We start from the raw sequence: 24,043 nt of genomic DNA, 5'->3' as shown, positions 1-24,043 counted from the left end.
CGGCAGCGAGCAGGAGCGGAACCGCCCATTGTACCCGCTCGCCACCGCCGGCCCGGGCTCAGGCGGTGGCCCGGATCATCTCGCCCAGGGTGCCGGTGATCTGGTCGATCTGTGCCTTGTCCACGATCAGTGGTGGCGACAGCGCGATGATGTCACCGGTACAGCGCACCAGCAGCCGGCCGTCCTGGAAGCAGCGCCGGAATACCTCGTAGCCACGGCTGCCGGGGGCATCGCGGCGCGGCGCCAGCTCGACCGCGCCGACCAGCCCGAAGTTGCGGATGTCGATCACGTTGGGCAGGCCCTGCAGCGCATGCAGCCGTTCCTGCCAGTATTCGCCCAGCTCGATGGCACGCTCGAACAGGCGCTCCTCGGCATAGACCTCCAGCGTGGCCAGCGCCGCCGCACAGGCCAGCGGATGGCCGGAATGGGTATAGCCATGGAACAGCTCGATGGCCTGCGGCGGTGCCTGCATCAGGGTTGCATGCACGGCGTCGCTGGCCAGCACGCCACCCAGCGGTACCGCGCCGTTGCTGACCGCCTTGGCGAAGGTCAGCAGGTCCGGGGTGACCCCGAAGCGCTGCGCGGCGAAGGGCATGCCGACCCGGCCGAAACCGGTGATGACCTCGTCGAACACCAGCAGGATGCCGTGGTGGTCGCACAGCTCGCGCAGGCGCTGGAGGTAGCCGGGCGCGGGCAGGATCACCCCGGCCGAACCGGCAATGGGCTCGACGAACACCGCCGCGATGGTCGAGGCATCGTGCAGCGCGATCAGCCGTTCCAGGTCGTCGGCCAGCTCCGCGCCCTGGCGTGGCAGGCCCTTGCTGAACGCATTGCGCGGCAGGTCCAGGGTATGCCGCAGGTAGTCCACGCCGCCCAGCTGCAGGCCGAACGCCCTGCGGTTGTTGGGCAGCCCACCCAGCGCCATGCCGCCGAAACCGACCCCGTGGTAAGCCTTCTCGCGGCTGATGAAGCGGGTGCGCTGGCCCTCGCCACGCTGGCGGTGATAGGCCAGCGCGATCTTCATCGCGGTATCCACCGCCTCGGAGCCGGAGCTGGTGAAGAACACATGGTTGAGCGGGGCAGGCGCCAGTGCGGCCAGCCGCTGCGCCAGTGCGAAGGCCGGCGGCGAGCCCATCTGGAAGGCCGGCGAATAGTCGAGCGTGCGTGCCTGCTCGACGATGGCCTCGACGATGCGCGGGCGGGCGTGGCCGGCGTTGCAGCACCACAGGCCGGCGGTGCCGTCGAGGATCTGGCGGCCGTCGACGTCCTCGTAGTGCATGCCTTCGGCGCGTACCAGCATGCGCGGCGCGGCCTTGTACTGGCGGTTGGCGGTGAACGGCATCCAGTACGCGTCCAGTGACTCGGGGCGCTGGGTGGCCAGGTCGTGCAGGTCGCTTTCGGGACGCTTCATGCCAGCTCCATCGGGTCCGATGCGACGAATGTAGCGCAGCCGCGTCACGGTGGAGTCGCGGCGGTCCCGGTATAACCAAAGCTCGTTGACCGCTGGAGCTTCCCATGGCCGATTTCCCCGACCGCAGCCACTGGCAGGCGCTGTCCCTTCAGCTCTCGACGCCGGGCCAGGCCTTCATCGATGGCCGTTATGTCGATGCTGCCAGCGGCGCCCGCTTCGACTGCATCAGCCCGATCGATGGTCGCGTGCTGGGCGCGGTTGCCGACTGCGACGCGCAGGATGTCGAGCGCGCGGTACTGGCCGCGCGGCGCAGCTTCGAGGCGGGCCACTGGTCGCAGGCGAGCCCGGCGCATCGCAAGCGCGTGTTGCTGGCGCTGGCCGCGCTGGTGGAGAAGCACGCCGATGAGCTGGCGCTGCTGGAAACCCTGGACATGGGCAAGCCGGTGCGTGACGCACGCCGTATCGACCTGCCCGGTGTGGTGCGGTGCCTGACCTGGACCGCCGAAGCGGTGGACAAGCTGTATGGCGAGATCGCGCCGACTGGCCCGCACGAACTCGGACTGGTCACCCGCGAAGCCGCGGGCGTGGTGGCGGCCATCGTGCCGTGGAATTTCCCGTTGCTGATGGCCTGTTGGAAGATCGCGCCGGCGCTGGCGATGGGCAACTCGGTGGTGCTCAAGCCTTCGGAGCGGTCGCCGCTGAGTGCGCTGCGGCTGGCGGCGCTGGCTGCCGAGGCGGGTCTGCCGGAGGGCGTGCTGAACGTGCTGCCGGGCCATGGCGCGCGCGTTGGCGAACCGCTGGCCCTGCACATGGACGTGGATGTGTTGGCGTTCACCGGTTCCACTGCCACCGGCGCGAAGTTGCTGGAGTATTCCGGGCGATCCAACCTCAAGCGGGTCTGGCTGGAATGCGGCGGCAAGAGCCCGCACGTGGTGTTCGCCGACGCTCCCGATCTGGACGCGGCGGCCAAGGCCGTGGCGCAGGGCATCTTCTTCAACCAGGGCGAAGTCTGTACCGCCGGGTCGCGCTTGCTGGTGCAGCGCTCGATCCGTGAGGATTTCGTGCACCAGGTGGTTGCTTATGGCCAGCACATGCAGCCGCAGCATCCGCTGGACGCCGACGCGCCGATGGGCGCGCTGGTGGACGCCGCGCATCTGGACAAGGTGATGCGGGATATCGCACGCGCCGAAGCTGAAGGTGCCCGCCTGCTGCTGGGCGGGCATCGTGCCGAGGTGGAGGTGGGTGGCAGCTATGTGCAGCCCACGGTGTTCGACCAGGTGCGCCCGGAGCAGGCCTTGGCACGCGAGGAAGTGTTCGGGCCGGTGCTGGCGGTGCTCGGTTTCGACGACGAGGCCGAAGCCGTGCGCGTGGCCAACGACAGCCGCTACGGACTGGCCGCCGGTCTCTGGACACGCGATCTGGGCCGCGCGCATCGGGTTGCGCGCCAGCTGCGCGCCGGCAGCGTCTGGGTGAACGGCTGGGATGGCGGCGACATGACCGCACCGTTTGGTGGTTACAAGCAGTCCGGCAACGGCCGCGACAAATCGCTGCACGCCTTCGACAAGTACAGCGAGATCAAGGCCACCTGGATCCAGCTGTAACGACGCGGCTGCTTGACCGCTGTTCGCTCTTTGTAGAGTCGAGCCTTGCTCGACTACTTTTCGTTCTTCGGTAGAGCCGAGCCATGCTCGGCTGCATCTCGCGAAGAGCAGTCGAGCATGGCTCGACTCTACATAAAGCATATAGCTGTCGAGCTACCGGCAGCGGGTACTCACCTGCAGCACCGCTGCACGCAGCAGATCCCGGTCGGCTTCTTCGACGGCGTTCTGGAAATAGTCCATGTCCTGCTTGCCCAGCTCGCACGGATCGACGATGTATCCCGGTGGCCACAAACCCAGCAGTTGCGCTACGCCATGCACGATCTGCTCCGGCGTCATCTGCCGGCGGATCCGGAAGTAATTGCGGCGCGGCGCGAATGCCGGGTGTATCTCGCGGCGACCAATAAGGCGCGGAGCGACACCCGCAGCGCTGATGCCGTCGCCACCGTCGATGCTGCCCGCCGGGAGGCCCAGGATCAGCGGCGCCATTGCAGGCGATTCCTCGAACGCGGGGGTACTGGCATCCGTAGGTGCCGCCGGGGGCGGGCGTGGCGCTGTCGATGCGGCCGGGCGCGCTGCCTCTGCGGTGGGCTGCGCCGGGCGCGGTTGCGCCGGCACGGGCTGCTTCGGTGGCAGCCAGTACAACGTCATCCTGGCGCCTTCGTCGCTGCGCAGCGTCATCCTGCCACTGCCCAGCAGCCACACTGCCATCAACCCATGCACCAGCAGCACCATCAGCCATGCCGCCATGCGCGGCAGCTTCGGCGAATCGGACCACGACAGCGCGACTGCAGTCATCGGCAAAGCATCCATGCAGGGACCGGTGGCGCAGCCTAGCGGGTGGCCCGAAAAATTCCGTTGGCATCGGTGTCGGCTGAAACCATCGCCCCGTGCGGCCACCGGCCCGTGGCAGAATCGGGCGATCCGCCGTTACCCGTGTTGCCGATGTCGACGATCACCGCTGCCGCGCCGTCCGTGAATTCCCCCAGTCGAGTCCTGCTGGCCAGCCTGATCGGCACCACCATCGAATTCTTCGATTTCTACATCTACGCCACGGCCGCGGTGCTGGTGTTCCCACACCTGTTCTTCCCGGACAGCAGCGAACAGGCGGCGCTGCTGCAGTCACTGGCGACCTTCGCGGTCGCGTTCATCGCGCGTCCGGTGGGCTCGGCAGTGTTCGGCCACTTCGGTGACCGTATCGGTCGCAAGGCCACGCTGGTGGCCGCGCTGCTGACCATGGGCCTGTCCACGGTGCTGATCGGTTTGCTGCCGACCCACGCGCAGATTGGCCTGTGGGCCCCCGCGCTGTTGGCGCTGTGCCGCTTCGGCCAGGGCCTGGGGTTGGGCGGCGAGTGGGGTGGGGCAGTGCTGCTGGCCACCGAGAACGCACCGCCGGGCAAGCGCGCCTGGTACGGCATGTTCCCGCAGCTGGGTGCGCCGCTCGGCTTCCTGCTGTCGGCCGGCATTTTCCTGGTGCTCGGCCGCTGCCTGAGCCAGGACGACTTCCTGCAGTGGGGCTGGCGTATCCCGTTTGTGGCCAGCGCACTGCTGGTCGGCCTTGGCCTGTGGGTGCGCCTGAACATCCACGAGACGCCCGATTTCAAGAAGGCGCTGGAGCGCAAGGCGCCGGTGCGGCTGCCGATGTGGACGGTACTGCGTGACCATCCGGTGCCGATGCTGCTGGGCACTCTGGGCGCGTTCGCCACCTTCGTGCTGTTCTACCTGATGACGGTGTTCAGTCTAGGCCATGGCACCGCGGTGCTGGGCTACAGCCGCGAGCAGTTCCTGCTGATGCAGATGGCGGGCATGCTGTTCTTCGCGCTGGGTATCCCGCTGTCGGCGCGCTATGGCGACCGTTGGGGCACGCGACGCACGATGATCGTCGCAAGCGTACTGATCGTCGGTTTCGGTGTGCTGTTCGCGCCGCTGTTCCAGCCGCACAGCCCGTGGCTGGTCACTGGCTTCCTGTGCCTGGGCCTGTTCCTGATGGGCCTGACCTACGGCCCCTGCGGCACCTTCCTGGCCGAGATCTACCCGGTGGAGGTGCGCTATACCGGCGCGTCGCTGTCTTTCAACCTGGCCGGCATCCTTGGCGCGGCACCGGCGCCGTACCTGGCCACCTGGCTGGCCGAACGCTTCGGCCTGGTCGCGGTGGGTTACTACCTGTGCCTGACTGCGGTGGCGACCCTGTGCGCGCTGGTGGCACTGCACCGGCGCGCCTTGAGGCTCAACCAAAGAAGCGCTTGAGCGTACGCCCCAGCCAACCGCCCCCTTGGTGCTCGCGGGCGAACTGGTTCAGGTGCGCCTTGACCTGTTCGGCATAGGCCTGGTCATCACCGCGTATGTGATTGAACAGCCAGCGTGAGAGCATGGTGCGCAGTTCGTCGCTGATGTCCTCGCCGGCCTGGAAGCGCATGCGGTATTCCGATACCCGCTTGATGAAGACCTCATGCACGCGCTTGTGCGCGGCACAGAACGGGTAGCCCGCTTCTTCCATCAACTCTTCTTCGAACGCGAAGTGCGACATGGTGTAGTCCACCACCTCGTCGATCACTTCACCCACCGCCGCACGCTGCATGCTGGCCTGGGCCACGTGCAGGTGGTTGAGCATTTCGATGATGCGGCGGTGTTGTTGGTCGATCACATCGATGCCGATGTTCAGATCGTCCTGCCAGACCAGTAGTGCCATCCCCGGCTCCCCTTCATGCGTATGTCGGGGCCGACTGTAGAGCCGCCGCGCGGGTGCGGCGTTGATCTGGATCAAAGCGGGCCGGTCAGGGCAGGGCCGGCTCGCGCGGGCGCAGCGGGCTGGCCACCGTGGTGCAGCTGACCCGGTTGCGGCCACCGGCCTTGGCCAGGTACAGCTGGCGGTCGGCCTCGGAGATCAGCCGGTGCAGCGCATCACGCTGCGGGCGCAGGCAGCACAGGCCGATGCTGACCGTCATGCGAAGCGTCGCGGTGCCAATGTCCACTTCCAGTGCGGCGATGCGCTGGCGCAGCTCCTCGAAGTACTGCAGTGCTTCGTCCTGTTCCATGTCCGGCACCAGCAGGCAGAACTCCTCGCCACCGAAGCGTGCGATCAGGTCCTGGCTGCGTGCATGCGCGGCCACCGCACCGGCCACCGCGCGCAGCGCATCATCGCCGGCCTCGTGGCCGTGAGTGTCGTTGATGTGCTTGAAGTGGTCGATGTCGATCATCGCCACCGCCACGCACTGGCCATGCAGCTGCAGCTGCGGCAACTGGCGCTGGCTCTGTTCCAGGAAGCAGCGGCGGTTGGGCAGGCCGGTAAGGAAGTCTCGGGTGGCCAGATCCTGCAGGGTGCCGATCAGTTCCAGCTGGTCCACGTTCTGCGAGACCCGGCAGAAGAATTCCTCGCGCGAGAATGGCTTGCGCAGGAAGTCGTTGGCACCGTTCTTCAGGAAGCGCGGGATCAGCGAGGCGTCGGTGTTGCCGGAGATGCCGATCACCGCCACCTTGTCGCGCGAGCGCAGGGTGCGCAGGCGGCGGGTGAATTCCACGCCCTGCATGCCGGGCATTTCCTGGTCGACCACCGCCAGGCGGATCGCCGGATGCGCCTCGATCGCGGCCAGGCCCTCGTTGCCGTCGGCGGCTTCGTGCACCTCATGGCCATACATGCGCAGCAGGGCGGCGGCATAGCCACGCGCGGACGGTGAATCGTCCACCACCAGCGCCGCGATGCGACGGTTGCGTTCCAGCCGCTGTACCAGCCACACCAGGTAGTCGATGCTGCCGGGGGTGTTCTTCAGTACGTAGTCGATGATCTGCTGCTGCAGCACGCGCTTGCGCAGGTCCTCGTCGTACACGCCGCTGACCACCACGGTCGGCAGGTCGCGCTTGAGGAAGAACTCGACCACCGCATCGCGGTCGCCGTCGGCCAGCACCAACCCGGTCAGCACCAGGAACCAGCCGCCACCCTCGCTCAGCAGGCGATCGGCCTCGGCCAGGGTGGAGGCGATCACCACCGGCAGTTCCAAGCGTTGCTCGATGGCTTCGCGCAGCATGCCGGTGAACGCACGGGAATTTTCGACCAGCAGGATCCGCTGTGGCAACGGATCGGCCAGGTCGCCATCGACGGCGGCCTGCGGCAGGACGGGCATGATGCGGTGGCTCACGAAGGAGGGCTCGGCACGGATAGCGGCGGTTTCGGGTGTAACTTTAGCCGCTCATGCAGCGCCCGGCGTACATCATGCCGCGGAGAATGGAGCTAGGCGAACTCTTTGCTTCGCGCTCTGCCCCCCTGGACCAGGGACGGCAGGGATTCGCTGAGTATGATCGTGATTCGATGGTGACGACATAGCAGCACGCCGTCGTAAGCAATCAGGCGTCCGCCGAGCCGATCAATCAGTGCAGCTTCGGTGGCCGACGTCAGTGGACGATCGCGATCCAACAGTGCGATGTTCAACATGATGCCGTGACGCTGGCCGAGCCGGCCACAACGTGCCTGGATGTGTATCTGCCCCGGCTCATGACTCAGCATGACCGGCACTGCATCGATCAGTAGGCGATAGGCTGATAGTTGCAGACCCACGCTCAACTGGCAGGGGTCGCCGGAGAACTGTGGTCGATTCATACGGCCGGTGGAGTTCCAACCGTCCCGTACGCCGCTGGCTTGCAGGCTGAGGTAAAGCCCGATCTGCTCAATTGCAGTCGGGTAGATCATGCTGGCCTGTTGGCGGAATTGCCATGAATGCGTTGCAGATGTCTGAACCAGATCTGCCGCGATATCGTGGTGACCATGGGTCTTGAGCCAGTCAACAACACCTTGCACCGACATATCCATGCCGTCACCAATTGATTTCAGCTCGAGCGCCCGTGAACGCAGAGCCTGCTCACCGGCCAGGTACGAGGCGCGCGCCAGCTTTACTGTGTTCCGGCCACTATCTTCATGCTCTTGGTACTTGCGTTGATAGTGGCTGATACCAGATCCCAGTGCGAGCAGCGCGACGCTTATTACGCAAAGGCTCTGCTGCGTAGAGAAGGCTCCGAGGTCAAACGAAGCGGGTAGCCCAGTGCTTGGTGTAGATGCGAGCACGATCAGATTCAGTAGCGGCACTGCGATTGCCGCGCCGCGCCAACCGTGCAGGAAGGCAAGTGCGATTGCCGGGAGCGAAGCCATCAGGACGAGTTGCTCACGGGTGGTGTTGGCCGTAGCCGGTGTCAGCTTCATTGCCAATCCAAGCACCATGATCAGCGTGATGGATGTGGCGGTGAAAGCAACGAAGCGGGTGCTCCATCCTGGTTCGGAGTGACGCCGCAGCCAGAGCAGTGCCAGTGGGGCAAGCGTAAGGATACCGGTGGTTTGGCCCAGCAAAGTACGTCCCACCCGTTCGAGCATCATTTCCGGGTCTGGGCCAGGCCACAGCAGACGCGCAAGTCCCATGTTCAGCAGGCTGACTGCAATGCCTGCCGAGAACGACAGGGAGAGCAGCCACAATCCGCCCGCGGTAGGGACATGTCTGCGATGGAAGCGCACGATCAGCATTGCCAGAGGCATCAGCCCAATTGAGCCAAGAATGACCCATGCCAGTCCGTGGGTTGTCGCCATTGGCATGCGGATCTGTGCGAAATAGGCGTATTCGCCAAGCAGAAGGTACGGCCATAGGCGCACAGGTACCAACAGAAGTGCAGCAATCCGCACGCCCGCAGGAAGATAGAACTGGTCAAGTGACAGTTGCCGCGTCACCAAACACGCAGCCGCATATAGGATCGCTACCGCGAATCCTTCTGGACGGAAGCGAACGTCTACCTGTATTCCATCCTTCCACCAGCTCACTTCACCCTCCCGGGTCGGTTGGGACGCTCGGTCCCGCGTATGCGTGGCCTGCCCAGCACAGCACAGCGGCTTCGGCAGATAGCACGCCGTGCAACGGAAAAATGGAGAATACACACGGGGGCCGGTCGGTGCGATGGCACCCCCGTGGGGGCCTCGGTATGCTGGGGATGCTCCGGCCTTGACGCTTGCAGCGGACGATTTTATCCGGGCATGAAGTGGCATGGCGCTCTTTTGCCGCGGTCAATGCGGAATTACCCGGATGCAGTAACTCAATCAAAAATGGAGATGCCTGTGAGATTTCCCCGATTTTCCGTTGCGGCGACGACTGTAGCTCTGCTATCCATGCCCATGCTGGTTTCAGCATCCTGCTGTACAACGGGGGGCAATGGTGTCCAGATGGCCAGCGCCGGTTTGGGCGAACGCCAGCCGGTCGCCATCAATCTAAGCTTGGATCCGGCTTGGTTTGTCTATGCCTTTCAGCGCGATGGTGTGACCTACTACCAGGTCAATGATCCTTCGGGCCAAGTGGTTTTGATCATCGCCAACATCGATTCCACTTTCTGGACACTGCCGGCCGGAAATTCGTCTGTCCGTGTCTCGCTACCTTCGCAGCGGCTGGCGATGCCGGCGACGGCGCGTAGGCATCTGGTGTTCCAAGCGTCGGACTTCTCGTTGGCTGTCCACGGTGAAGGGAAGGGAGCAATCTGGTCCGTCGAGACGTCCCCCAGCGAAAAGTGAAAGACCGTAGATGGCAAGTAGAGTGCCCGCGGTGGTCCAGAGCCGCTGCGGGTACGCTTCGCTGCCGTTGCTGATGCGAACTGGCGGGGCTTTGAGTCAGTACCTGACCGGCATGTCAATCGGAGCATCCACTCGCGGCGGCGCGCTGTCCCCTTGCATTTCGTAGTGGGTATCACGCATCACCATCCGGATCCGGTTATCCAGGCAGCTGACTGTGCCAGAGTAGGCCTGTGTACGTGCTGAGAGACGCTCAATTGCCAGATCGACAGTTCTCGACGACAACGTGCTCGTGCGATCGAGCAGCGAAGCTGTGATCAATATTCCCTTGTGTTGACCCACGTGTCCGCAACGTGCACGGAGCTGGATCTGGCCCCGTTCTTCCTTGAGCAACAGAGACATGGACTCGGCAAGGACGCGATAAGCGGCAAGCTGTAAACCCATGCTCAGCTGGCAGGGATCACCCTGAAGTACGGGGCGGACCACTCGGTGGGTCTCTTCCCAGGCCTCGCTCAGCCCGCCTGCCTGAAGAGCAACGTAGAGCCCAGCGTGCTCCAGCTCAGTCGGGTAGACCATGCTGGTCAGCTCGCGGAACTTGCGCGAGCGTGAGGAAAATGTTCGCAGAAGATCGATTGCCGGGCCTTCCTGGCCATGTGTCCTGAGCAGCTTCAGGGTTTCATCAAGGGCTGCTTCAATATCGTCGGCTACCCTGCGCAGGCCCAGTGCCCGCTCGCGCAGATCCATCTCACTGGCCAGGTGGGCCGAGCGAGAGAAAACCACTGTCTGCGGCTCCTGTAGCTGAACCGTTGTGGGCGCACGCTGATGATAGTGATGAGTGATGCGTGAGCCCAGAGCCAAGAGGGTGGTACCCGTGATCGCGATGATCTGTTGCGTGAAGAAGGTTGTCTGGTCGAACGAGCCCGGTAGTCCGGTACTGGGCATGGTTACGCTGAGAATTATGTTCATCAGCGGTACGCCCACAGCAGCACCTCGCCATCCATGAATGCATGTCAGCGCAATTACGGGCAAGGTCATCAACAGCTGCAATATGGCTCGTGCCGCATCATCACGCGCACCGGCCGTGGCGATGAGAATGCTGAGAGCACATAGAGCGCTGAGCGCCGTGATGGTAGGGCGCAGCCGCCAGGTAGACCAGTCGTAGCCGCCACGACGGCGGAGCCACAGCAATGCAAGTGGTGCCACTGTCAGGATGGCGATGTAGTCACCCAGCACAAATAGCGCTGCATTCGTGTAGAAGGGCATGCTTGGCGGGACCGGCCAAAGCACGTGGGACAGTCCCAGCTTGAGAGCGCTGGCGACCAGTGCTGCGGATGCTGCAACGGAAAGCAGCCAGCTTTCACTGGTCGATGCCATTGCCTTGCGGTGGAGGTGGACGATCAGCGCCACCGCAGGTATCAGACACGCCGATCCGAGGATGACCCAGCTTATCCCGTACTCTTCGATCATTGGATAACGCAGCGGCGCGAAATAGGCGTATTCACCAAGAATGAGATACGGCCAGAGCCTGGGCGGACACAACAGCAGTGCGGCCACGCGAATGCCAGCCGGCAGGAAGAACTGATCAACGGAGAAGTGACGGGCTCCCCAGCAGGCGAAGGCATACAGCGCAGCAAGAGCGAGGCCGACAGGTCGTATACGGAAGCTCAGTTCAAATCCACTTTTCAACCAACTCAAGCCCAAGCCTCCCTTGCTCGTACCGCGTTATCGCAGTCCTGGCGACACTGAATGTATCCTTCAGGCCCGACAGTATCTGTTGATGCCGATGGGCGCAATCTCGTAGGCGGCGGAGGCGTCAGGCGGTCTTTCGCCAGCCGTGAACACGCCGCCATTGGATGTCACCAAGCGGCTGTGAAGTCCGTCGCAGTTTTCTGATTTGGGTATCAGATCCGTGAGGGTGGGCCAATCGGGTCGAGCGGGTTGTCCCGACCGGCTTCACGAACCGGGTAGGCCCCGGTCTGGGGAGCGCTTACCGCTTCGATGAGGCAGATCCGGACGCGATTGCCTTGGCATTGAATCGTGCCGCGATATGCGAGCACGCGGCCGGCTAACTGGTCAGTGGCCATGATCATCGTCGCCTGCGAAAGGCGTCGGCGTGGATCGAGCATGGCTGCAACGAGCAAGATTCCTTGCTGTCGGCCAAGGCGGCCACAGCGCGCTCGCACGGTGAGTTGACCGGATTCGTTGCCAAGCAGGATGGACACTGCCTCGACGATCGAGCGATAGGCTGCCAGCTGCAAGCCAGGGCTGAGGGCGCAGGGATCGCCCATCAACCAGGGTTGATTGATCCGGTGGGTATTGCCCCAAGCCTCACGCACTCCACCCGCCTGCAAGGCCACGTACAAGCCCAGCCGTTCCAGGGCGGCGGGATAGATCATGCTGGCCTGGGCCCGGAACAGGCGTGAATGCACCTCCGAGGTATGCCGCAGGCTGTCGGCCACGGCGTGATGGCCCTGCGCATGCAGCCAGTTCACCATTTCGTTCAGCGACAGGTCCATGCCATCGCCCAACTGGCGCAGATGGGCCGCGCGCTCACGCAGGTCCATCTCGCTGGCCAGATGTGAATTCCGTGCGAGCTGCAGGGCCGTTCTGCCATCTTCCTCGCGCAACCGGTGCTGGTTCTGGAAGTGGGTGATGCGTGCGCCAAGCAGCAGGAGGGCGATGCTGGCGATGGCCATGGCCTGCTGGGTAGCGAAAGTGGCCGGGTCGAATGCCGTCGGATGGTCGGCGGGGGTGCTGACGCCAAGAATCATGTTAACGGCGGCGACACCGATGGCCGCACCGCGCCATCCCAGCAGGCAGGTCAGGGCGATTGCGGGAATAGGCAGGATCAACAACAACTGCAGCGAGCCAGGCGCCGTGATCGAGGCAGGTACCGGAGTCGCCTGCAGGCCAATGACCAGCATGGCTCCGACGGCTCCGACGGTGGCCGCAACAGACCGGACCGTCCATTGTTCCTCGGCGCGGCGGATCCACAGCAGTGCCAGAGGCGCCAGGATCAGGATGCCGGTGAAGTCGCCCAGCGCATAGCGCAACAGGTTGGTGACAAATGACGCGTTATGCAACGGTTCCCAGAGCAGGTACGAGATTCCCAGGTTGAGCAGGCTGATGACCGTCGCGGCGCATACCGCAATGGAGATCACGCCTAGGATCGTGGTGCGCGCCAGCAGCTTCCGGTGCAGGCGCACGATCAGCATCACGGCAGGCATCAGGAACACCGAGGCGAGGATCACCCAGGTCAGGTTGTATTTGCTGATCAGGGGGATGCGCAGATGCGCGAAGTAGGCGTACTCACCAATCAGCAGGTAGGGCCAAAGACGGGGCGGGCACAACAGCAATGCGGCCACCCGCACGCCGGCAGGCAGGAAGAACTGGTCCAGTGACAGCTTGCGCGCACCCCAGCAGGCGAGGGCATAGAGCAGCGCCAGCGCCAGCCCTTCGGGGCTGACCCGTATCCTCACCAGCAGGCCGTCTTTCCACCACTGCATCCACGTGCTCCCCAGCTCCTGCGCCGATTATGTGGCGGGGAAGGCCCCGCTACCACAACGCATCCCGCAGCTTGTACCACGACATCGCCGCCACCAGCAGCGGCGTGCGCAGCAGCCGGCCACCGGGGAAGGGCGCATGCCGCAGGCGCTGGAACACGTCCAGACGCTCGCTCTGGCCGGCAATGGCGGCGGCGATCACCTCGCCGGCCAGCCCGGCGGCGGCCACCCCATGGCCGGAGAACCCCTGCGCGAAGTACAGGTTGCCGTCCAGCCGGCCCCAATGCGGGGCGCGGTTGCGGGTAATGTCCACATAACCACCCCAGACCTGGTCCAGTGCCACGTCGGCCAGCTGTGGGAACACCTGGTGCATGCGCCGTTGCATCACCCCGCGCAGGCCCGGTGGGGGCAGGGCCGAGTAGCTGGCGCGGCCGCCGAACAGCAGCCGGTGGTCGTGGCTGAGGCGGAAGTAGTCCAGAGCCCATGCGGTGTCGGCCACGGCCATGTTGTTGCCGATCAGCGCCCGGGCGCGTTCAGCACCCAGCGGCTGGCTGGCGCCGATATAGGTGCCCACCGGCATGATCCGCCGTTCCAGCTCGGGCAGCAGGCCCTGCAGCCAGGCGTTGCCGGCCACCACCAGATGCGCAGCGCGCACGCTGCCCTGAGCGGTATGCAGGGAAGGCTGTGGTCCCCGCTGCACGCGGGTCACCGCGGAGTTCTCGTGGATCACCACGCCGGCCGCGCGCGCCGCATCGGCCAGGCCGCGTGCATACGCCAGCGGTTGCAGGTGCGCGCTGAGCGGATCGAACATCGCGGCGCGGTAGCGCGGGCTGTCCAGCTGCGCGCGCAGGGCATCACGGTCCCACCATTGCATCGGGTAGTCGTAGTGGCGCTGCAGGTGCTCGCAGTTGGCCAGAAGTTCACGCTCATGGCGTTCGCGGATGGCGACGCTGGCATGGCCTTCCACCCAATGGCAGTCGATGCCGTGGCGATCGATGCGGGTGCGCATCGCCTGCACCGCGTCACGCGACCAGTCGAACAGGTGGCGCGCATCGTCGCGGCCGAGCTGGCGCTCCAGCTCGTCCACCTCGCAGCCATAGCCCACCAGCGCCTGGCCACCGTTGCGACCGGACGCGCCCCAACCGATCCGCTGCGCGTCCAGCACCACCACGCGCTGGCCACGCGTAGCCAGTTCCAGTGCTGCGGTCAGGCCGGTGTAGCCCGCGCCAAGCACTGCGACATCGGCCTGCACATTCCCCTGCAGCGAGGGAAGTGCGGGCGGCTCGGGCAAGCTGGCGGCGTACCAGCTGGGCGGGAAGGCGGCGCTCATCGCAGGCCTTGCGGGCGCAGTACGGACGGGCGGAGCGGAGGAGGGCGATCAGCGTTCACGCGCTTAGTTTCGCCGATGCATGACGGCCGTGGTGTGACGGCGACGACTTGCCGCGTTCGCCGGGCGACGGGTAACGTGTCGGCACGCCAAGGAGTTTTCCCATGCGCCGCCTGCCCTGGGTGGGCCTGCCCACCGACAGCACCGTGCTCGGCCATCACCGCTTCGCGGTGGCCGGCGAGAAGTACGTGCGCGCGCTGGCCGAGGCCGCCGAAGTGACCCCGGTGCTACTGCCGAGCCTGCAGCCGCCCTTGCCGGCTGGCCACTGGCTGCAGGGGCTCGATGGCCTGCTGTTGACCGGCGCGGTCAGCAACATCGAACCGCAGCACTACGAGGGCGGCCGCAGCTGGCCGGGCAATCCGCATGACCCGGCCCGTGATGCCAATGCGTTCGCGCTGCTGCGCGAGGCGCTGGCGTTGGACCTGCCGGTGCTGGCGATCTGTCGCGGCTTCCAGGAACTGAACGTCGCGCTGGGTGGCAGCCTGCATCCGCAGGTGCACGCGGTGCCTGGTCTGGCCGACCATCGCGAAGACCCGCAGGCGCCGGTGGAGGTGCAGTACGGGCCGGCCCACACGGTCACCCTGGCCGCTGATGGCTGGTTGGCGCGGTGGAGCGGCAGTGGCCGGACGCAGGTCAATTCGGTACACGGGCAGGGTATCGCTCGTCTGGCGCAGGGGCTGCAGGTCGAAGCCGTGGCCGATGATGGCCTGGTCGAGGCGGCACGCAGCCTGCACCATGATTTCGTGCTCGGCGTACAGTGGCACCCGGAGTGGCGTGTCATGGATTCGCCGTTCTATCACGCTATTTTCCGTGCGTTCGGCCAAGCTTGCCGGCAGCACCAACAGAACCGACTGGATTCCCGATGAGTTCCCGAACGCGCCCGCGCAAGACGGCTACGCCCCCCGCACCGCAGGAAAGCAGTCTGCTGCGTTGGCTGAAGGAGCGGCGCATCACCGAGGTCGAGTGCCTGGTGCCGGACATCACCGGCAACGCGCGCGGCAAGATCATTCCGGCTGACAAGTTCTCGCACGACTACGGCACGCGGCTGCCCGAGGGCATCTTCGCCACCACCGTCACCGGCGAGTTCCCTGACGATTACTACGACCTGACCTCGCCGTCGGACTCGGACATGATGCTGCGCCCCGATCCGGACACCGTACGCATGGTGCCGTGGGCGGCCGATGCCACCGCGCAGGTCATCCACGATTGCTACACCAAGAGCGGTGAGCCGCACGAGCTGGCACCGCGCAACGTGCTGCGCCGCGTGCTGGCGGCCTACGCCGAGCTGGGCCTGCGCCCGGTGGTGGCGCCGGAGCTGGAGTTCTTCCTGGTGCAGAAGAACACCGACCCGGACTTCCCGCTGCTGCCACCGGCCGGCCGCTCCGGGCGTCCGGAAACCGCGCGGCAGTCGTACTCGATCGATGCGGTCAACGAATTCGACCCGATCCTCGACCTGATGTACGACTACGCCGATGCGATGAAGCTGGACGTGGACACGCTGATCCACGAGTCCGGCGCCGCGCAGCTGGAGGTCAACTTCACCCACGCCGATGCGATGGACCTGGCCGACCAGGTATTCCTGTTCAAGCGCACCATGCGCGAAGCGGCGATGCGCCACGGGGTGTATGCCACGTTCCTGGCCAAGCCGATGGAAAACGAGCCGGGCAGCGCCATGCACATCCACCAGAGCCTGGTGCGGGTGAGCGATGGCAGCAATGTGTTCGCCGGTGAGACCCATGCCGAGGGCGAGTTCAGCCCGGTGTTCGGCCACTACCTGGGCGGCCTGCAGAAATACGTGCCGCAGGCGATGGCCTTCTTTGCGCCGAACGTGAATTCCTATCGCCGGCTGGTGTTCGGCGAGGTCTCGCCGAGCAACGTGCACTGGGGCTATGACAACCGAACCTGCGGGCTGCGCGTGCCGCTGGACACGCCGGAGAACATGCGCGTGGAAAGCCGCTTCGCCGGTTCCGATGCCAACCCGTACCTGGCGATGGCGGCGACCCTGGCCTGCGGCCTGCTCGGCATCCGCGAGCGGCTGGCACCGGATGCGCCGGTGACCGGCAGCGCCAAGGAACTGGGCTACAACCTGCCGCGCTCGCTGGGCGAAGCGCTGGACGGGCTGGAGCAGTGCAGCGAGCTGCAGGCGCTGCTGGGCGAGCGCTTCTGCCGCGCCTACATCTCGGTCAAGCGCAAGGAATATGAGACCTTCTTCCGCGTCATCAGCTCGTGGGAGCGCGAGTTCCTGCTGCTGAACGTCTGAGCATCTGGAATAGAAAAATCCGCCGCCGGGGGGTAGGCTGGCACCCGTTGCCGGCCCCGCCGGCCCCCCTTCCCGCATTCTGGAGCACCCGATGAACCTGCGTATCCTCACGCTCGGCCTGGCCTCCGCCATGCTCGCCGCCTGCAGCGGTGGCAACGGCGGCGCGCAGGACAGCCAGGTCCTGAACGTCTACAACTACAGCGATTACATCGCCGAGGACACCATCCCGACCTTCGAGAAGGAGAGCGGCATCAAGGTGACCTACGATGTGTTCGACAGTGATGAGATGGTCGAGACCAAGCTGCTGGCCGGCAACAGCGGCTACGACGTGGTGGTGCCGACCCTGAACTTCTTCGGCCGCCAGATCCAGGCCGGCGTGTTCCTGCCGCTGGACAAGAGCAAGATCCCGAACCTGGCCAACCTCGATCCGGCGGTGATGAAGCGCATCGCCACCCAGGACCCGGGCAACCAGTACGGCGTGCCGTACATGATCGGCACCACCGGCATCGGCTACAACGTGGAGATGCTGAAGCAGCGCTTCGGCGGCAGCACCGACATCGCCAACAGCTGGGACCTGGTGTTCAAGCCGGAGAACATCAGCAAGATGAAGGACTGCGGCGTGACCATCCTGGACACGCCGGCGGACATGATCCCGATCGCGCTGCATTACCTGGGCCTGGACCCGCACAGCGGCGACCCGGCCGAGCTGCAGAAGGCGGCCGACCTGCTGAAGTCGATCCGCCCGTACGTGCAGAACTTCCACTCCTCGCAGTACGTGGGCTCGCTGGCCAACGGCGGTACCTGCCTGGTGGTCGGCTGGTCGGGTGACATCATCCAGGCCCGCGATCGCGCCGAGGAAGCCAGCAATGGCGTGCACGTGGCCTACTCGATCCCGAAGGAAGGCGCCCCGCAGTGGTTCGACATGCTGGCGATCCCGAAGGATGCCAAGCATCCGGAAGCCGCGTACGCGTTCATCAACTACCTGCTGCAGCCGAAGGTTGCCGCGGCCAACACCAACTTCATCCACTACGCCAATCCGGTGCCGACCGCGACCCCGCTGGTGGATGAGGCGATCCGTACCGACCCGACCATCTACCCGCCGGCCGACGTGGCCGACAAGATGTTCACCTATTCGATCAACACGCCGGAAACCGACAAGCTCTACACCCGGCTGTGGACCGAGGTGAAGACCGGCCGTTAAGCCGGTCTGGCGCCGCCGGGCCATGCCCGGCGGATTGCTTCATCCTTGGCCGGGCGCGGTACTGCCGCCCGGGTCAAGGTGCCGCAGGATCGCCGGCAACAGGTCACGTGCATCGCGACCGCCGTTGCACAGGAACGACGAACTCATCCGCTGCAGGTTGTGCATGCCGATGAAGAACAGCCCCGGATGCGGTGAAACGCCGAACTCGCCGAGCGGATAGCCATGTGCGTCCAGCACGCCCTGCACGTCCAGCCATGGCCATTCGGCGACGAAGCCGGTGGCCAGCACCACCGAGCGGATGCCTGCGGCCTGCAGATCCAGTTCACGCGGGGCGGCGTCCGGCTCCCAGTGCAGATAGACCTCTTCGGGAATGTAGCGGGCATCGTCGGTGCGCGGTTCGGGCCGCGTGGCGTAGTACGCGCTGGCCAGCGAATCGAGATAGGCATATTCGGTCCGTGTCGCCTCGATCGCGGTGCGCAGCTGCGGGCGCACATCGGCGAAGCGGGCGACATTTCCATCGAAGCCCTGCAACCGGCCCAGCAGCCTGATGCCCGCGCGGTGCATCGCCAGCAGGCTGATCGAGCTGCCCAGGCCGGCACGTCCCTTGCCGGAAATCAGCGGGAACTCGGCGGTGCGGGCCTTGCGCAGCGCATCCGCTTCTCCCGCCAGGACGGCGGCCGCTTCACTCACGTGCTGGTGGATGCGCCCGGCCATGTCCCACCAGGTCATCGAGTCCTTGCCGCGCAGCCGGCGGGTATGCGAATGCCGCTGGGCCAGTGACCAGTGCACGCTGCGACCGCTGTCGCGCAGGTCCTGGGCGATCTGCGCGCCGGACTGGCCACCGCCGATGACCAGCACGCCGCCGTCGGGCAGCTGGCGGGGGCTGCGGTAGTCGCCGGAGTGCAGCACCGTCAGACCCGGTGCGGGCGCGAAGGGGACCCGGGGCATCCGCGCGCGCCGGTATTCGCCGGTAGCGACCACAACCGCCCCAGCCCGGATCAATCCGTGGCTGGTTTCGATGGCATAGCCGCCCGATTCGGGCGTGACCCGCTGAACCGCACAACCTTCGCTGATCGGCAACGAACGTTCGTCGGCATAGTCGCGCAGCCGCCGGATCACCTCGGGGGCCCCCATGAAACCTTCCGGGTCGTCGCCCGCATAGGCATGGTCGTGCAGGGCCATCGTCGCGTTGGCGGTGTTGGTCTGGAACGAATCCCAGCGCCGCTGCCAGCTGGCGCCCACGGTTTCGGCCTCCAGCACGCGATGCTCGACGCCGGCTTCCTGCAGGAGCGCGCTGAGGGACAGCCCGGCCTGGCCGGCGCCGATGATGACCAGCGGCAGCGTTGCAGGCAGGGAGCCCGGCAGGCGGGGCGGGAAAGGGGAGGGGCGGTCCGGGGAAGTCACCAGGGTGGGTCCATGCAAGGGCTTGATCCGGGCCATTGCGCGGGGAATGCCCCGGGCCATCAACAGATCCGGTTCTGAAAAACGTTGCAGATCGAGGCGTCGCCTGTGGTGTCTGGCCGGGACGACCGCAGGGTCGTCCAGGGGAGCCCGGGCCTTTGCGCGGACAGGCCACCATGGCGGGGGAAAACCGACACTCCTAGGGCCCCCGGGGCTGGCCAGCGGCCGCTTCCGCCTGCCGCCGTCATATCCCCTGGGCCCCCCGGCCGTTAGAATGGCGGCCGCTGTCCACCGCCCGCTCCCGGAGCCCCCATGCCCGTTGAAGCCCAGCCGGTAGCCACCGTCGTCGACACGACCGGTGCGCCCGGCTATCTCTCCATTCGTGACCTGCGCAAGGAATTCGACGGTTTCGTCGCCGTTGACGACGTCAATCTGGACGTGCGCAAGGGCGAGATCTTTGCCCTGCTCGGTGGCTCCGGCAGTGGCAAATCGACCCTGCTGCGCTGCCTGGGTGGCTTCGAGACGCCCACCAAGGGCAGCATCACCCTCGACGGCCAGCGCCTGGACGCGCTGCCGCCGTATCAGCGGCCGGTCAACATGATGTTCCAGTCCTATGCTCTGTTCCCGCACATGACGGTCGAGCAGAACATTGCCTTCGGCCTGAAGCAGGATGGCCTGGGTAAGGACGCGATCAGCAAGCGCGTCGGCGAGATGCTCGACCTGGTGCAGATGGGCCACCTGGGCAAGCGCAAGCCGCATCAGCTGTCCGGCGGCCAACAGCAGCGCGTGGCGCTGGCGCGGTCGCTGGCCAAAGGGCCGAAGCTGCTGTTGCTGGACGAGCCGATGGGCGCGCTGGACAAGAAACTGCGCTCGCAGATGCAACTGGAACTGGTCAGCATCATCGAATCGTCGGGTGTGACCTGCGTGATGGTCACCCACGACCAGGAAGAAGCGATGACCATGGCCACCCGCATCGCGGTGATGGATGCCGGCTGGATCCAGCAGGTCGGCAAGCCGGACGAGGTCTACGAACAGCCGGCCAACCGCTTCGTCGCCGAGTTCATCGGTTCGGTCAACCTGTTCGACGGGGTGATCGACGAGGACCTGCCGGAGTACGTGACCGTGCGCTCGCCGCTGTTCCCTGCGCCGATCTACATCGCCCATGGCATCACCGGCTATGAAGGGCAGCCGGTCGCGTTCGCGCTGCGCCCGGAGAAGGTGATGATCGGCAAGGACGAGCCGGAAGGGCACACCAACAAGGCGCAGGGCGTGATCGAGGACATTGCCTACTTCGGCAGCCACTCGGTCTACCACGTGCGCCTGCCCAGCGGTGCCAAGGTGCTGGCCAACTTCGCCAACTCGCAGCGCTGGGCCAGCGATGGCCTGACCTGGGGTGACAGCGTGTGGGTGCACTGGCGCGACAACGACGGCGTGGTGCTGACCTCATGAGCGTCGCCGGCCTGAAGCGCTGGCTGCCGGGGCTGCGTGCCACGGTGATCGGCATTCCGTACCTGTGGCTGCTGCTGTTCTTCGCAGTGCCGTTCCTGATCGTGCTGATGATCAGCTTCTCGCTCAGCCGGGTCGGCTCGCCGCCGTACACCTGGCTGCTGCAGTACGCCGATGGCGGCTTCTCGCTGAAGCTGAACCTGGAAAACTACCTGGCGCTGTTCCGCGATTCGATCTATGCGCAGGCGTTCCTGAGCTCGATCAAGATCGCGGCGATCTCGACCTTCCTGACCCTGCTGATCGGCTACCCGATGGCCTACGCCATCGCGCGCCTGTCGCCGGCTGCGCGCAACGTGGCGATGATGCTGGTGGTGCTGCCTTCGTGGACCTCGTTCCTGATCCGCGTGTATGCATGGAAGGCGATCCTGGACCGCAACGGCCTGCTCGACCAGTTCCTGCAGTTCACCGGTCTGCAGACGCTGATGACGTCGATGGGCCTGCCGAAACTGCAGCTGATCGACACCCCGACCGCCGCCTATATCGGCATCGTCTACTGCTATCTGCCGTTCATGGTGCTGCCGCTGTACGCCAACCTGGTCAAGCATGACCACCGCCTGCTGGAAGCCGCCTACGACCTTGGTGCCAAGCCGTGGCAGGCGTTCCTGCGCATCACCCTGCCGTTGTCCAAGGCGGGCATCATCGCCGGCTGCATGCTGGTGATGATTCCGGCCATTGGTGAATTCGTGATCCCGGAAATGCTGGGTGGCTCGGAGACGCTGATGGTGGGCCGCCAGCTGTGGAACGAGTTCTTCAACAACCGCAACTGGCCGGGCGCCTCGGCGATGGCGGTGGCGATGATCCTGTTGCTGCTGGTGCCGATCCTGCTGTTCAACCGTTCCCAGCAGCGCCTGCTGGAAGGGAAGCAGGCATGAGCCCGCGTAGCGCAAAGGGCCTCGGGCTGGGCGTGCTGCTGCTCGGCTTCGCCTTCCTGTACCTGCCGATCCTGTTGTTGATGTTCTATTCGTTCAACAGCTCGCGGTTGGCGATGGTCTGGGCCGGGTTCTCCACCCGCGCCTACAGCGACCTGTTCGCCGACCGCGCGCTGATGGATGCGATGTGGACCAGCCTGGTGGTGGCGTTCTGGACCGCCTGTACCGCCACCGTGCTGGGCACGCTGGCGGCGATGGTGATGACGCGCTTCAAGCGCTTCCGTGGCAAGCCGCTGTTCGGCGCACTGGTGACCGCGCCGCTGGTGATGCCGGATGTGATCCTCGGCTTCTCGCTGATGGCGCTGCTGGCCTCGATGGGTGCGATTCCCGGCTTCCCGGCGCGTGGCCTGACCACCATCTGGATCGCCCACGTCACCTTCACCCTGTGCTTCGTCACCGTGGTGGTGTCCTCGCGCCTGCAGGAAATGGACCTGTCGCTGGAGGAAGCGGCGATGGACCTGGGCGCGAGCCGGCTGACCGTGTTCGGGCGCATCACCCTGCCGATCATCGCACCGGCGCTGGTGGCGGGCTGGCTGCTGGCGTTCACCCTGTCGCTGGATGACGTGGTGGTGGCCAGCTTCGTGGCCACGCCGGGCTCGACCACGCTGCCGATGAAGGTGTTCGCCTCGGTGCGCATGGGCATCAGCCCGAAGATCAATGCGCTGGCCACGCTGCTGGTGTCGGCGGTGTCGATCGCCGCGGTGATCGGCTGGTACATCAACGCGCGTGCCGAGAAACGGCGCCAGCGCGACCTGCAGCTGGCACGCCAGGACAACGGCTGAGCACACGGTTTGTCGACAGCGTCGGCAACATCCGGCTCACGGGCAACCGCGCACAATGGGGATCTTCCAGATGGAGATCCCCCATGACCGTCGAGATCGTCGACCCGGCCACTGGCCTGGTGACCTACCGCCATGAACTGATGGGTGCTGCCGACATCAAGCAGCGCCTGCAGGCTGCTGCCGATGCCTTCCCCGGCTGGGCTGATCACTCGTTGCAGGATCGCGGTGCCATCCTGCGCCGGATCGCCACGCAACTACGCGCGCGCCGTGACGATCTGCAGCAGGCGATGACCCATGAGATGGGCAAGCTCAAGGCCGAAGCGCTGGCCGAGGTCGACAAGTGCGCGGCGGCCTGCGAGTACTACGCCGACCATGCTGCCGACTACCTGAAGCCGCAGCTGATCGACACCGAAGCCCAGCGCAGCTATGTGCGCTACGAGCCGATCGGCTGCGTGTTCGCGGTGATGCCGTGGAATTTCCCGATCTGGCAGGTGTTCCGTTTCCTCGCCCCGGCGTTCATGGCAGGCAACGTGGCCCTGCTCAAACACGCCAGCAACGTGCCTCAGTGCGCCGACCTGATCCTGGCGGTATGCCGTGACGGTGGCCTGCCTGACGGCGTGTTCGATGTACTGCACATCGACAACGACCAGGCGGCCGAGGTGCTGCGCGACGCACGGGTGAAGGCGGTGACACTGACCGGCAGCGAGCGGGCAGGGCGCTCGATCGCGTCCAACGCGGGAAGCCAGCTGAAGAAGTCGGTGATGGAGCTGGGTGGCAGCGATGCCTTCGTGGTGCTCGACGATGCCGACCTCGACAAGACCGTGGCGGCGGCGGTGAAGTCGCGCTTCGATAACAGCGGGCAGACCTGCATCGCGGCCAAGCGCTTCATCGTGGTCGAGGCGGTGGCCGATGAGTTCACCCGGCGCTTCGTGGAAGCCGCGGCCGAGCGCCAGTACGGTGATCCGGACGAGCGCGGTACCACGCTGGCGCCGATGGCCCGTGCCGATCTGCGTGACGAACTGCACAAGCAGGTGCAGGCCAGCGTGGCCAAGGGCGCGCGGGTACTGCTGGGTGGTGAGCCGATTGCGGGTACGCATGCCGGCTATCCGGCCACCGTGCTCGATCAGGTCGGCCCGGGCATGCCGGCCTACGACGAGGAGCTGTTCGGGCCGGTGGCTGCGGTGATCCGTGTCGCTGACGAGGCCGAGGCACTGCGCGTGGCCAACGACACCCGCTTCGGCCTGGGCGGCAGCGTGTGGACGCGCGATCCAGTGCGCGGCGAACGTTTCGCGCAGCGCATGGAGTGCGGTGCCGCGTTCGTCAACGCCATCGTCAAGAGCGACGCGCGATTGCCGTTCGGCGGCAGCAAACAGTCCGGTTTCGGCCGGGAGCTGGCCGACCACGGCATCCATGAGTTCATGAACATCAAGACCGTCTACGTGGCTTGATGCCGAACGGTAGTGGCGGGGGGGGGGGGGGGCGGGGGCGGGGGGGGGGGGCGGGGCGCGCCGCCCGCCCGCCCCCCCCCCAGCGCCA

The 24,043-nt window shown here is 65.8% G+C and carries 19 protein-coding genes; 10 read left to right on the top strand and 9 right to left on the bottom strand.

Annotated elements, in window-relative coordinates:
- Positions 1-58 precede the first annotated feature (58 nt).
- Positions 59-1,411: an aspartate aminotransferase family protein gene (locus V3B25_RS04650; RefSeq protein WP_182267527.1), complete on the bottom strand. Its 1,353-nt coding sequence runs from the start codon at positions 1,409-1,411 to the stop codon at positions 59-61.
- Positions 1,412-1,515: 104 nt separating this feature from the next.
- Between V3B25_RS04650 and V3B25_RS04645 the strand changes: the two genes are divergently transcribed.
- Entirely contained in the window at positions 1,516-3,012 is a 1,497-nt protein-coding gene (locus V3B25_RS04645; protein WP_329810196.1) for an aldehyde dehydrogenase, read from the top strand.
- 153 nt (positions 3,013-3,165) lie between these two features.
- Here V3B25_RS04645 and V3B25_RS04640 read toward each other — a convergent pair whose 3' ends face one another.
- Positions 3,166-3,807, bottom strand: a complete 642-nt coding sequence (locus tag V3B25_RS04640) for a hypothetical protein (protein ID WP_329810195.1) — start codon at positions 3,805-3,807, stop codon at positions 3,166-3,168.
- Between the two features lie 156 nt (positions 3,808-3,963).
- On the opposite strand from V3B25_RS04640, the gene V3B25_RS04635 reads away from it, so the two are divergent.
- Positions 3,964-5,256 carry an MFS transporter gene (locus V3B25_RS04635; protein WP_180862766.1) on the top strand — a complete coding sequence of 431 codons (1,293 nt, stop codon included), beginning with the start codon at positions 3,964-3,966 and terminating at the stop codon, positions 5,254-5,256.
- On the opposite strand, the gene V3B25_RS04630 is transcribed toward V3B25_RS04635, so the two are convergent.
- The 3 genes from V3B25_RS04630 to V3B25_RS04620 all read right to left on the bottom strand — a co-directional run bounded on the left by V3B25_RS04630 (position 5,237) and on the right by V3B25_RS04620 (position 8,803).
- Positions 5,237-5,698 carry a bacteriohemerythrin gene (locus V3B25_RS04630; RefSeq protein ID WP_004151683.1) on the bottom strand — a complete coding sequence of 154 codons (462 nt, stop codon included), beginning with the start codon at positions 5,696-5,698 and terminating at the stop codon, positions 5,237-5,239. The genes V3B25_RS04635 and V3B25_RS04630 overlap by 20 nt on opposite strands.
- A gap of 85 nt (positions 5,699-5,783) precedes the next feature.
- Positions 5,784-7,127 (bottom strand): diguanylate cyclase, encoded by a 1,344-nt coding sequence (locus V3B25_RS04625; protein ID WP_032127881.1) that lies wholly within the window; start codon positions 7,125-7,127, stop codon positions 5,784-5,786.
- A 107-nt stretch (positions 7,128-7,234) separates the two neighbouring features.
- Positions 7,235-8,803 carry an MASE1 domain-containing protein gene (locus V3B25_RS04620; RefSeq protein WP_049423297.1) on the bottom strand — a complete coding sequence of 523 codons (1,569 nt, stop codon included), beginning with the start codon at positions 8,801-8,803 and terminating at the stop codon, positions 7,235-7,237.
- Positions 8,804-9,199: 396 nt separating this feature from the next.
- Between V3B25_RS04620 and V3B25_RS04615 the strand changes: the two genes are divergently transcribed.
- Positions 9,200-9,541: a hypothetical protein gene (locus V3B25_RS04615; protein WP_223224650.1), complete on the top strand. Its 342-nt coding sequence runs from the start codon at positions 9,200-9,202 to the stop codon at positions 9,539-9,541.
- A gap of 96 nt (positions 9,542-9,637) precedes the next feature.
- Here the strand turns inward: V3B25_RS04615 and V3B25_RS04610 are convergent, their stop codons facing one another.
- From V3B25_RS04610 to V3B25_RS04600, 3 genes are all read right to left on the bottom strand, one after another.
- Positions 9,638-11,233 (bottom strand): MASE1 domain-containing protein, encoded by a 1,596-nt coding sequence (locus V3B25_RS04610; RefSeq protein ID WP_053091061.1) that lies wholly within the window; start codon positions 11,231-11,233, stop codon positions 9,638-9,640.
- Positions 11,234-11,439: 206 nt separating this feature from the next.
- Positions 11,440-13,044 carry an MASE1 domain-containing protein gene (locus tag V3B25_RS04605; RefSeq protein ID WP_049423291.1) on the bottom strand — a complete coding sequence of 535 codons (1,605 nt, stop codon included), beginning with the start codon at positions 13,042-13,044 and terminating at the stop codon, positions 11,440-11,442.
- A 49-nt stretch (positions 13,045-13,093) separates the two neighbouring features.
- Complete coding sequence (locus V3B25_RS04600; protein WP_329810192.1) at positions 13,094-14,371, bottom strand: FAD-binding oxidoreductase; 1,278 nt, start codon at positions 14,369-14,371, stop codon at positions 13,094-13,096.
- A gap of 161 nt (positions 14,372-14,532) precedes the next feature.
- Here V3B25_RS04600 and V3B25_RS04595 point away from each other — a divergent pair, with 161 nt between their 5' ends.
- The 3 genes from V3B25_RS04595 (at position 14,533) to V3B25_RS04585 (ending at position 17,889) form a co-directional block, all read left to right on the top strand.
- Positions 14,533-15,294, top strand: coding sequence for a gamma-glutamyl-gamma-aminobutyrate hydrolase family protein (locus V3B25_RS04595; RefSeq protein WP_329810191.1), 762 nt, complete (start codon positions 14,533-14,535; stop codon positions 15,292-15,294).
- On the top strand, positions 15,291-16,688 hold the full coding sequence (locus V3B25_RS04590) for a glutamine synthetase family protein (RefSeq protein ID WP_049423285.1): 1,398 nt from the start codon (positions 15,291-15,293) through the stop codon (positions 16,686-16,688). The genes V3B25_RS04595 and V3B25_RS04590 overlap by 4 nt, the downstream gene beginning before the upstream one ends.
- 91 nt (positions 16,689-16,779) lie before the next feature.
- A complete protein-coding gene (locus tag V3B25_RS04585) occupies positions 16,780-17,889 on the top strand; it encodes a polyamine ABC transporter substrate-binding protein (protein ID WP_329810190.1) in 1,110 nt (369 codons plus the stop codon).
- 39 nt (positions 17,890-17,928) lie between these two features.
- On the opposite strand, the gene V3B25_RS04580 is transcribed toward V3B25_RS04585, so the two are convergent.
- Positions 17,929-19,329: an NAD(P)-binding domain-containing protein gene (locus tag V3B25_RS04580; protein ID WP_201119301.1), complete on the bottom strand. Its 1,401-nt coding sequence runs from the start codon at positions 19,327-19,329 to the stop codon at positions 17,929-17,931.
- A 273-nt stretch (positions 19,330-19,602) separates the two neighbouring features.
- Here V3B25_RS04580 and potA point away from each other — a divergent pair, with 273 nt between their 5' ends.
- The 4 genes from potA (at position 19,603) to V3B25_RS04560 (ending at position 23,955) form a co-directional block, all read left to right on the top strand.
- On the top strand, positions 19,603-20,739 hold the full coding sequence (potA, locus tag V3B25_RS04575) for a polyamine ABC transporter ATP-binding protein (protein WP_094000136.1): 1,137 nt from the start codon (positions 19,603-19,605) through the stop codon (positions 20,737-20,739).
- Positions 20,736-21,668: an ABC transporter permease subunit gene (locus tag V3B25_RS04570; protein ID WP_049399899.1), complete on the top strand. Its 933-nt coding sequence runs from the start codon at positions 20,736-20,738 to the stop codon at positions 21,666-21,668. The genes potA and V3B25_RS04570 overlap by 4 nt, the downstream gene beginning before the upstream one ends.
- Complete coding sequence (locus tag V3B25_RS04565; protein WP_008267688.1) at positions 21,665-22,507, top strand: ABC transporter permease subunit; 843 nt, start codon at positions 21,665-21,667, stop codon at positions 22,505-22,507. The genes V3B25_RS04570 and V3B25_RS04565 overlap by 4 nt, the downstream gene beginning before the upstream one ends.
- 83 nt (positions 22,508-22,590) lie before the next feature.
- Positions 22,591-23,955: an NAD-dependent succinate-semialdehyde dehydrogenase gene (locus V3B25_RS04560; RefSeq protein WP_329810188.1), complete on the top strand. Its 1,365-nt coding sequence runs from the start codon at positions 22,591-22,593 to the stop codon at positions 23,953-23,955.
- Positions 23,956-24,043: the final 88 nt, after the last annotated feature.

This window comes from Stenotrophomonas sp. SMYL8 (assembly GCF_036320065.1).
Classification (GTDB): domain Bacteria; phylum Pseudomonadota; class Gammaproteobacteria; order Xanthomonadales; family Xanthomonadaceae; genus Stenotrophomonas; species Stenotrophomonas maltophilia_A.
This window is presented reverse-complemented; position numbering and strand designations above follow the sequence as displayed.

Bases quoted from the DNA above. Each gene is read 5' to 3' on its own strand.
- V3B25_RS04650 (WP_182267527.1), bottom strand. From the start codon at position 1,411: ATGAAGCGTCCCGAAAGCGACCTGCACGACCTGGCCACCCAGCGCCCC.
- V3B25_RS04645 (WP_329810196.1), top strand. From the start codon at position 1,516: ATGGCCGATTTCCCCGACCGCAGCCACTGGCAGGCGCTGTCCCTTCAG.
- V3B25_RS04640 (WP_329810195.1), bottom strand. From the start codon at position 3,807: ATGACTGCAGTCGCGCTGTCGTGGTCCGATTCGCCGAAGCTGCCGCGC.
- V3B25_RS04630 (WP_004151683.1), bottom strand. From the start codon at position 5,698: ATGGCACTACTGGTCTGGCAGGACGATCTGAACATCGGCATCGATGTG.
- V3B25_RS04625 (WP_032127881.1), bottom strand. From the start codon at position 7,127: ATGCCCGTCCTGCCGCAGGCCGCCGTCGATGGCGACCTGGCCGATCCG.
- V3B25_RS04615 (WP_223224650.1), top strand. From the start codon at position 9,200: ATGGCCAGCGCCGGTTTGGGCGAACGCCAGCCGGTCGCCATCAATCTA.
- V3B25_RS04605 (WP_049423291.1), bottom strand. From the start codon at position 13,044: ATGCAGTGGTGGAAAGACGGCCTGCTGGTGAGGATACGGGTCAGCCCC.
- V3B25_RS04600 (WP_329810192.1), bottom strand. From the start codon at position 14,371: ATGAGCGCCGCCTTCCCGCCCAGCTGGTACGCCGCCAGCTTGCCCGAG.
- V3B25_RS04595 (WP_329810191.1), top strand. From the start codon at position 14,533: ATGCGCCGCCTGCCCTGGGTGGGCCTGCCCACCGACAGCACCGTGCTC.
- V3B25_RS04590 (WP_049423285.1), top strand. From the start codon at position 15,291: ATGAGTTCCCGAACGCGCCCGCGCAAGACGGCTACGCCCCCCGCACCG.
- V3B25_RS04585 (WP_329810190.1), top strand. From the start codon at position 16,780: ATGAACCTGCGTATCCTCACGCTCGGCCTGGCCTCCGCCATGCTCGCC.
- V3B25_RS04580 (WP_201119301.1), bottom strand. From the start codon at position 19,329: ATGGCCCGGATCAAGCCCTTGCATGGACCCACCCTGGTGACTTCCCCG.
- potA (WP_094000136.1), top strand. From the start codon at position 19,603: ATGCCCGTTGAAGCCCAGCCGGTAGCCACCGTCGTCGACACGACCGGT.
- V3B25_RS04570 (WP_049399899.1), top strand. From the start codon at position 20,736: ATGAGCGTCGCCGGCCTGAAGCGCTGGCTGCCGGGGCTGCGTGCCACG.
- V3B25_RS04565 (WP_008267688.1), top strand. From the start codon at position 21,665: ATGAGCCCGCGTAGCGCAAAGGGCCTCGGGCTGGGCGTGCTGCTGCTC.
- V3B25_RS04560 (WP_329810188.1), top strand. From the start codon at position 22,591: ATGACCGTCGAGATCGTCGACCCGGCCACTGGCCTGGTGACCTACCGC.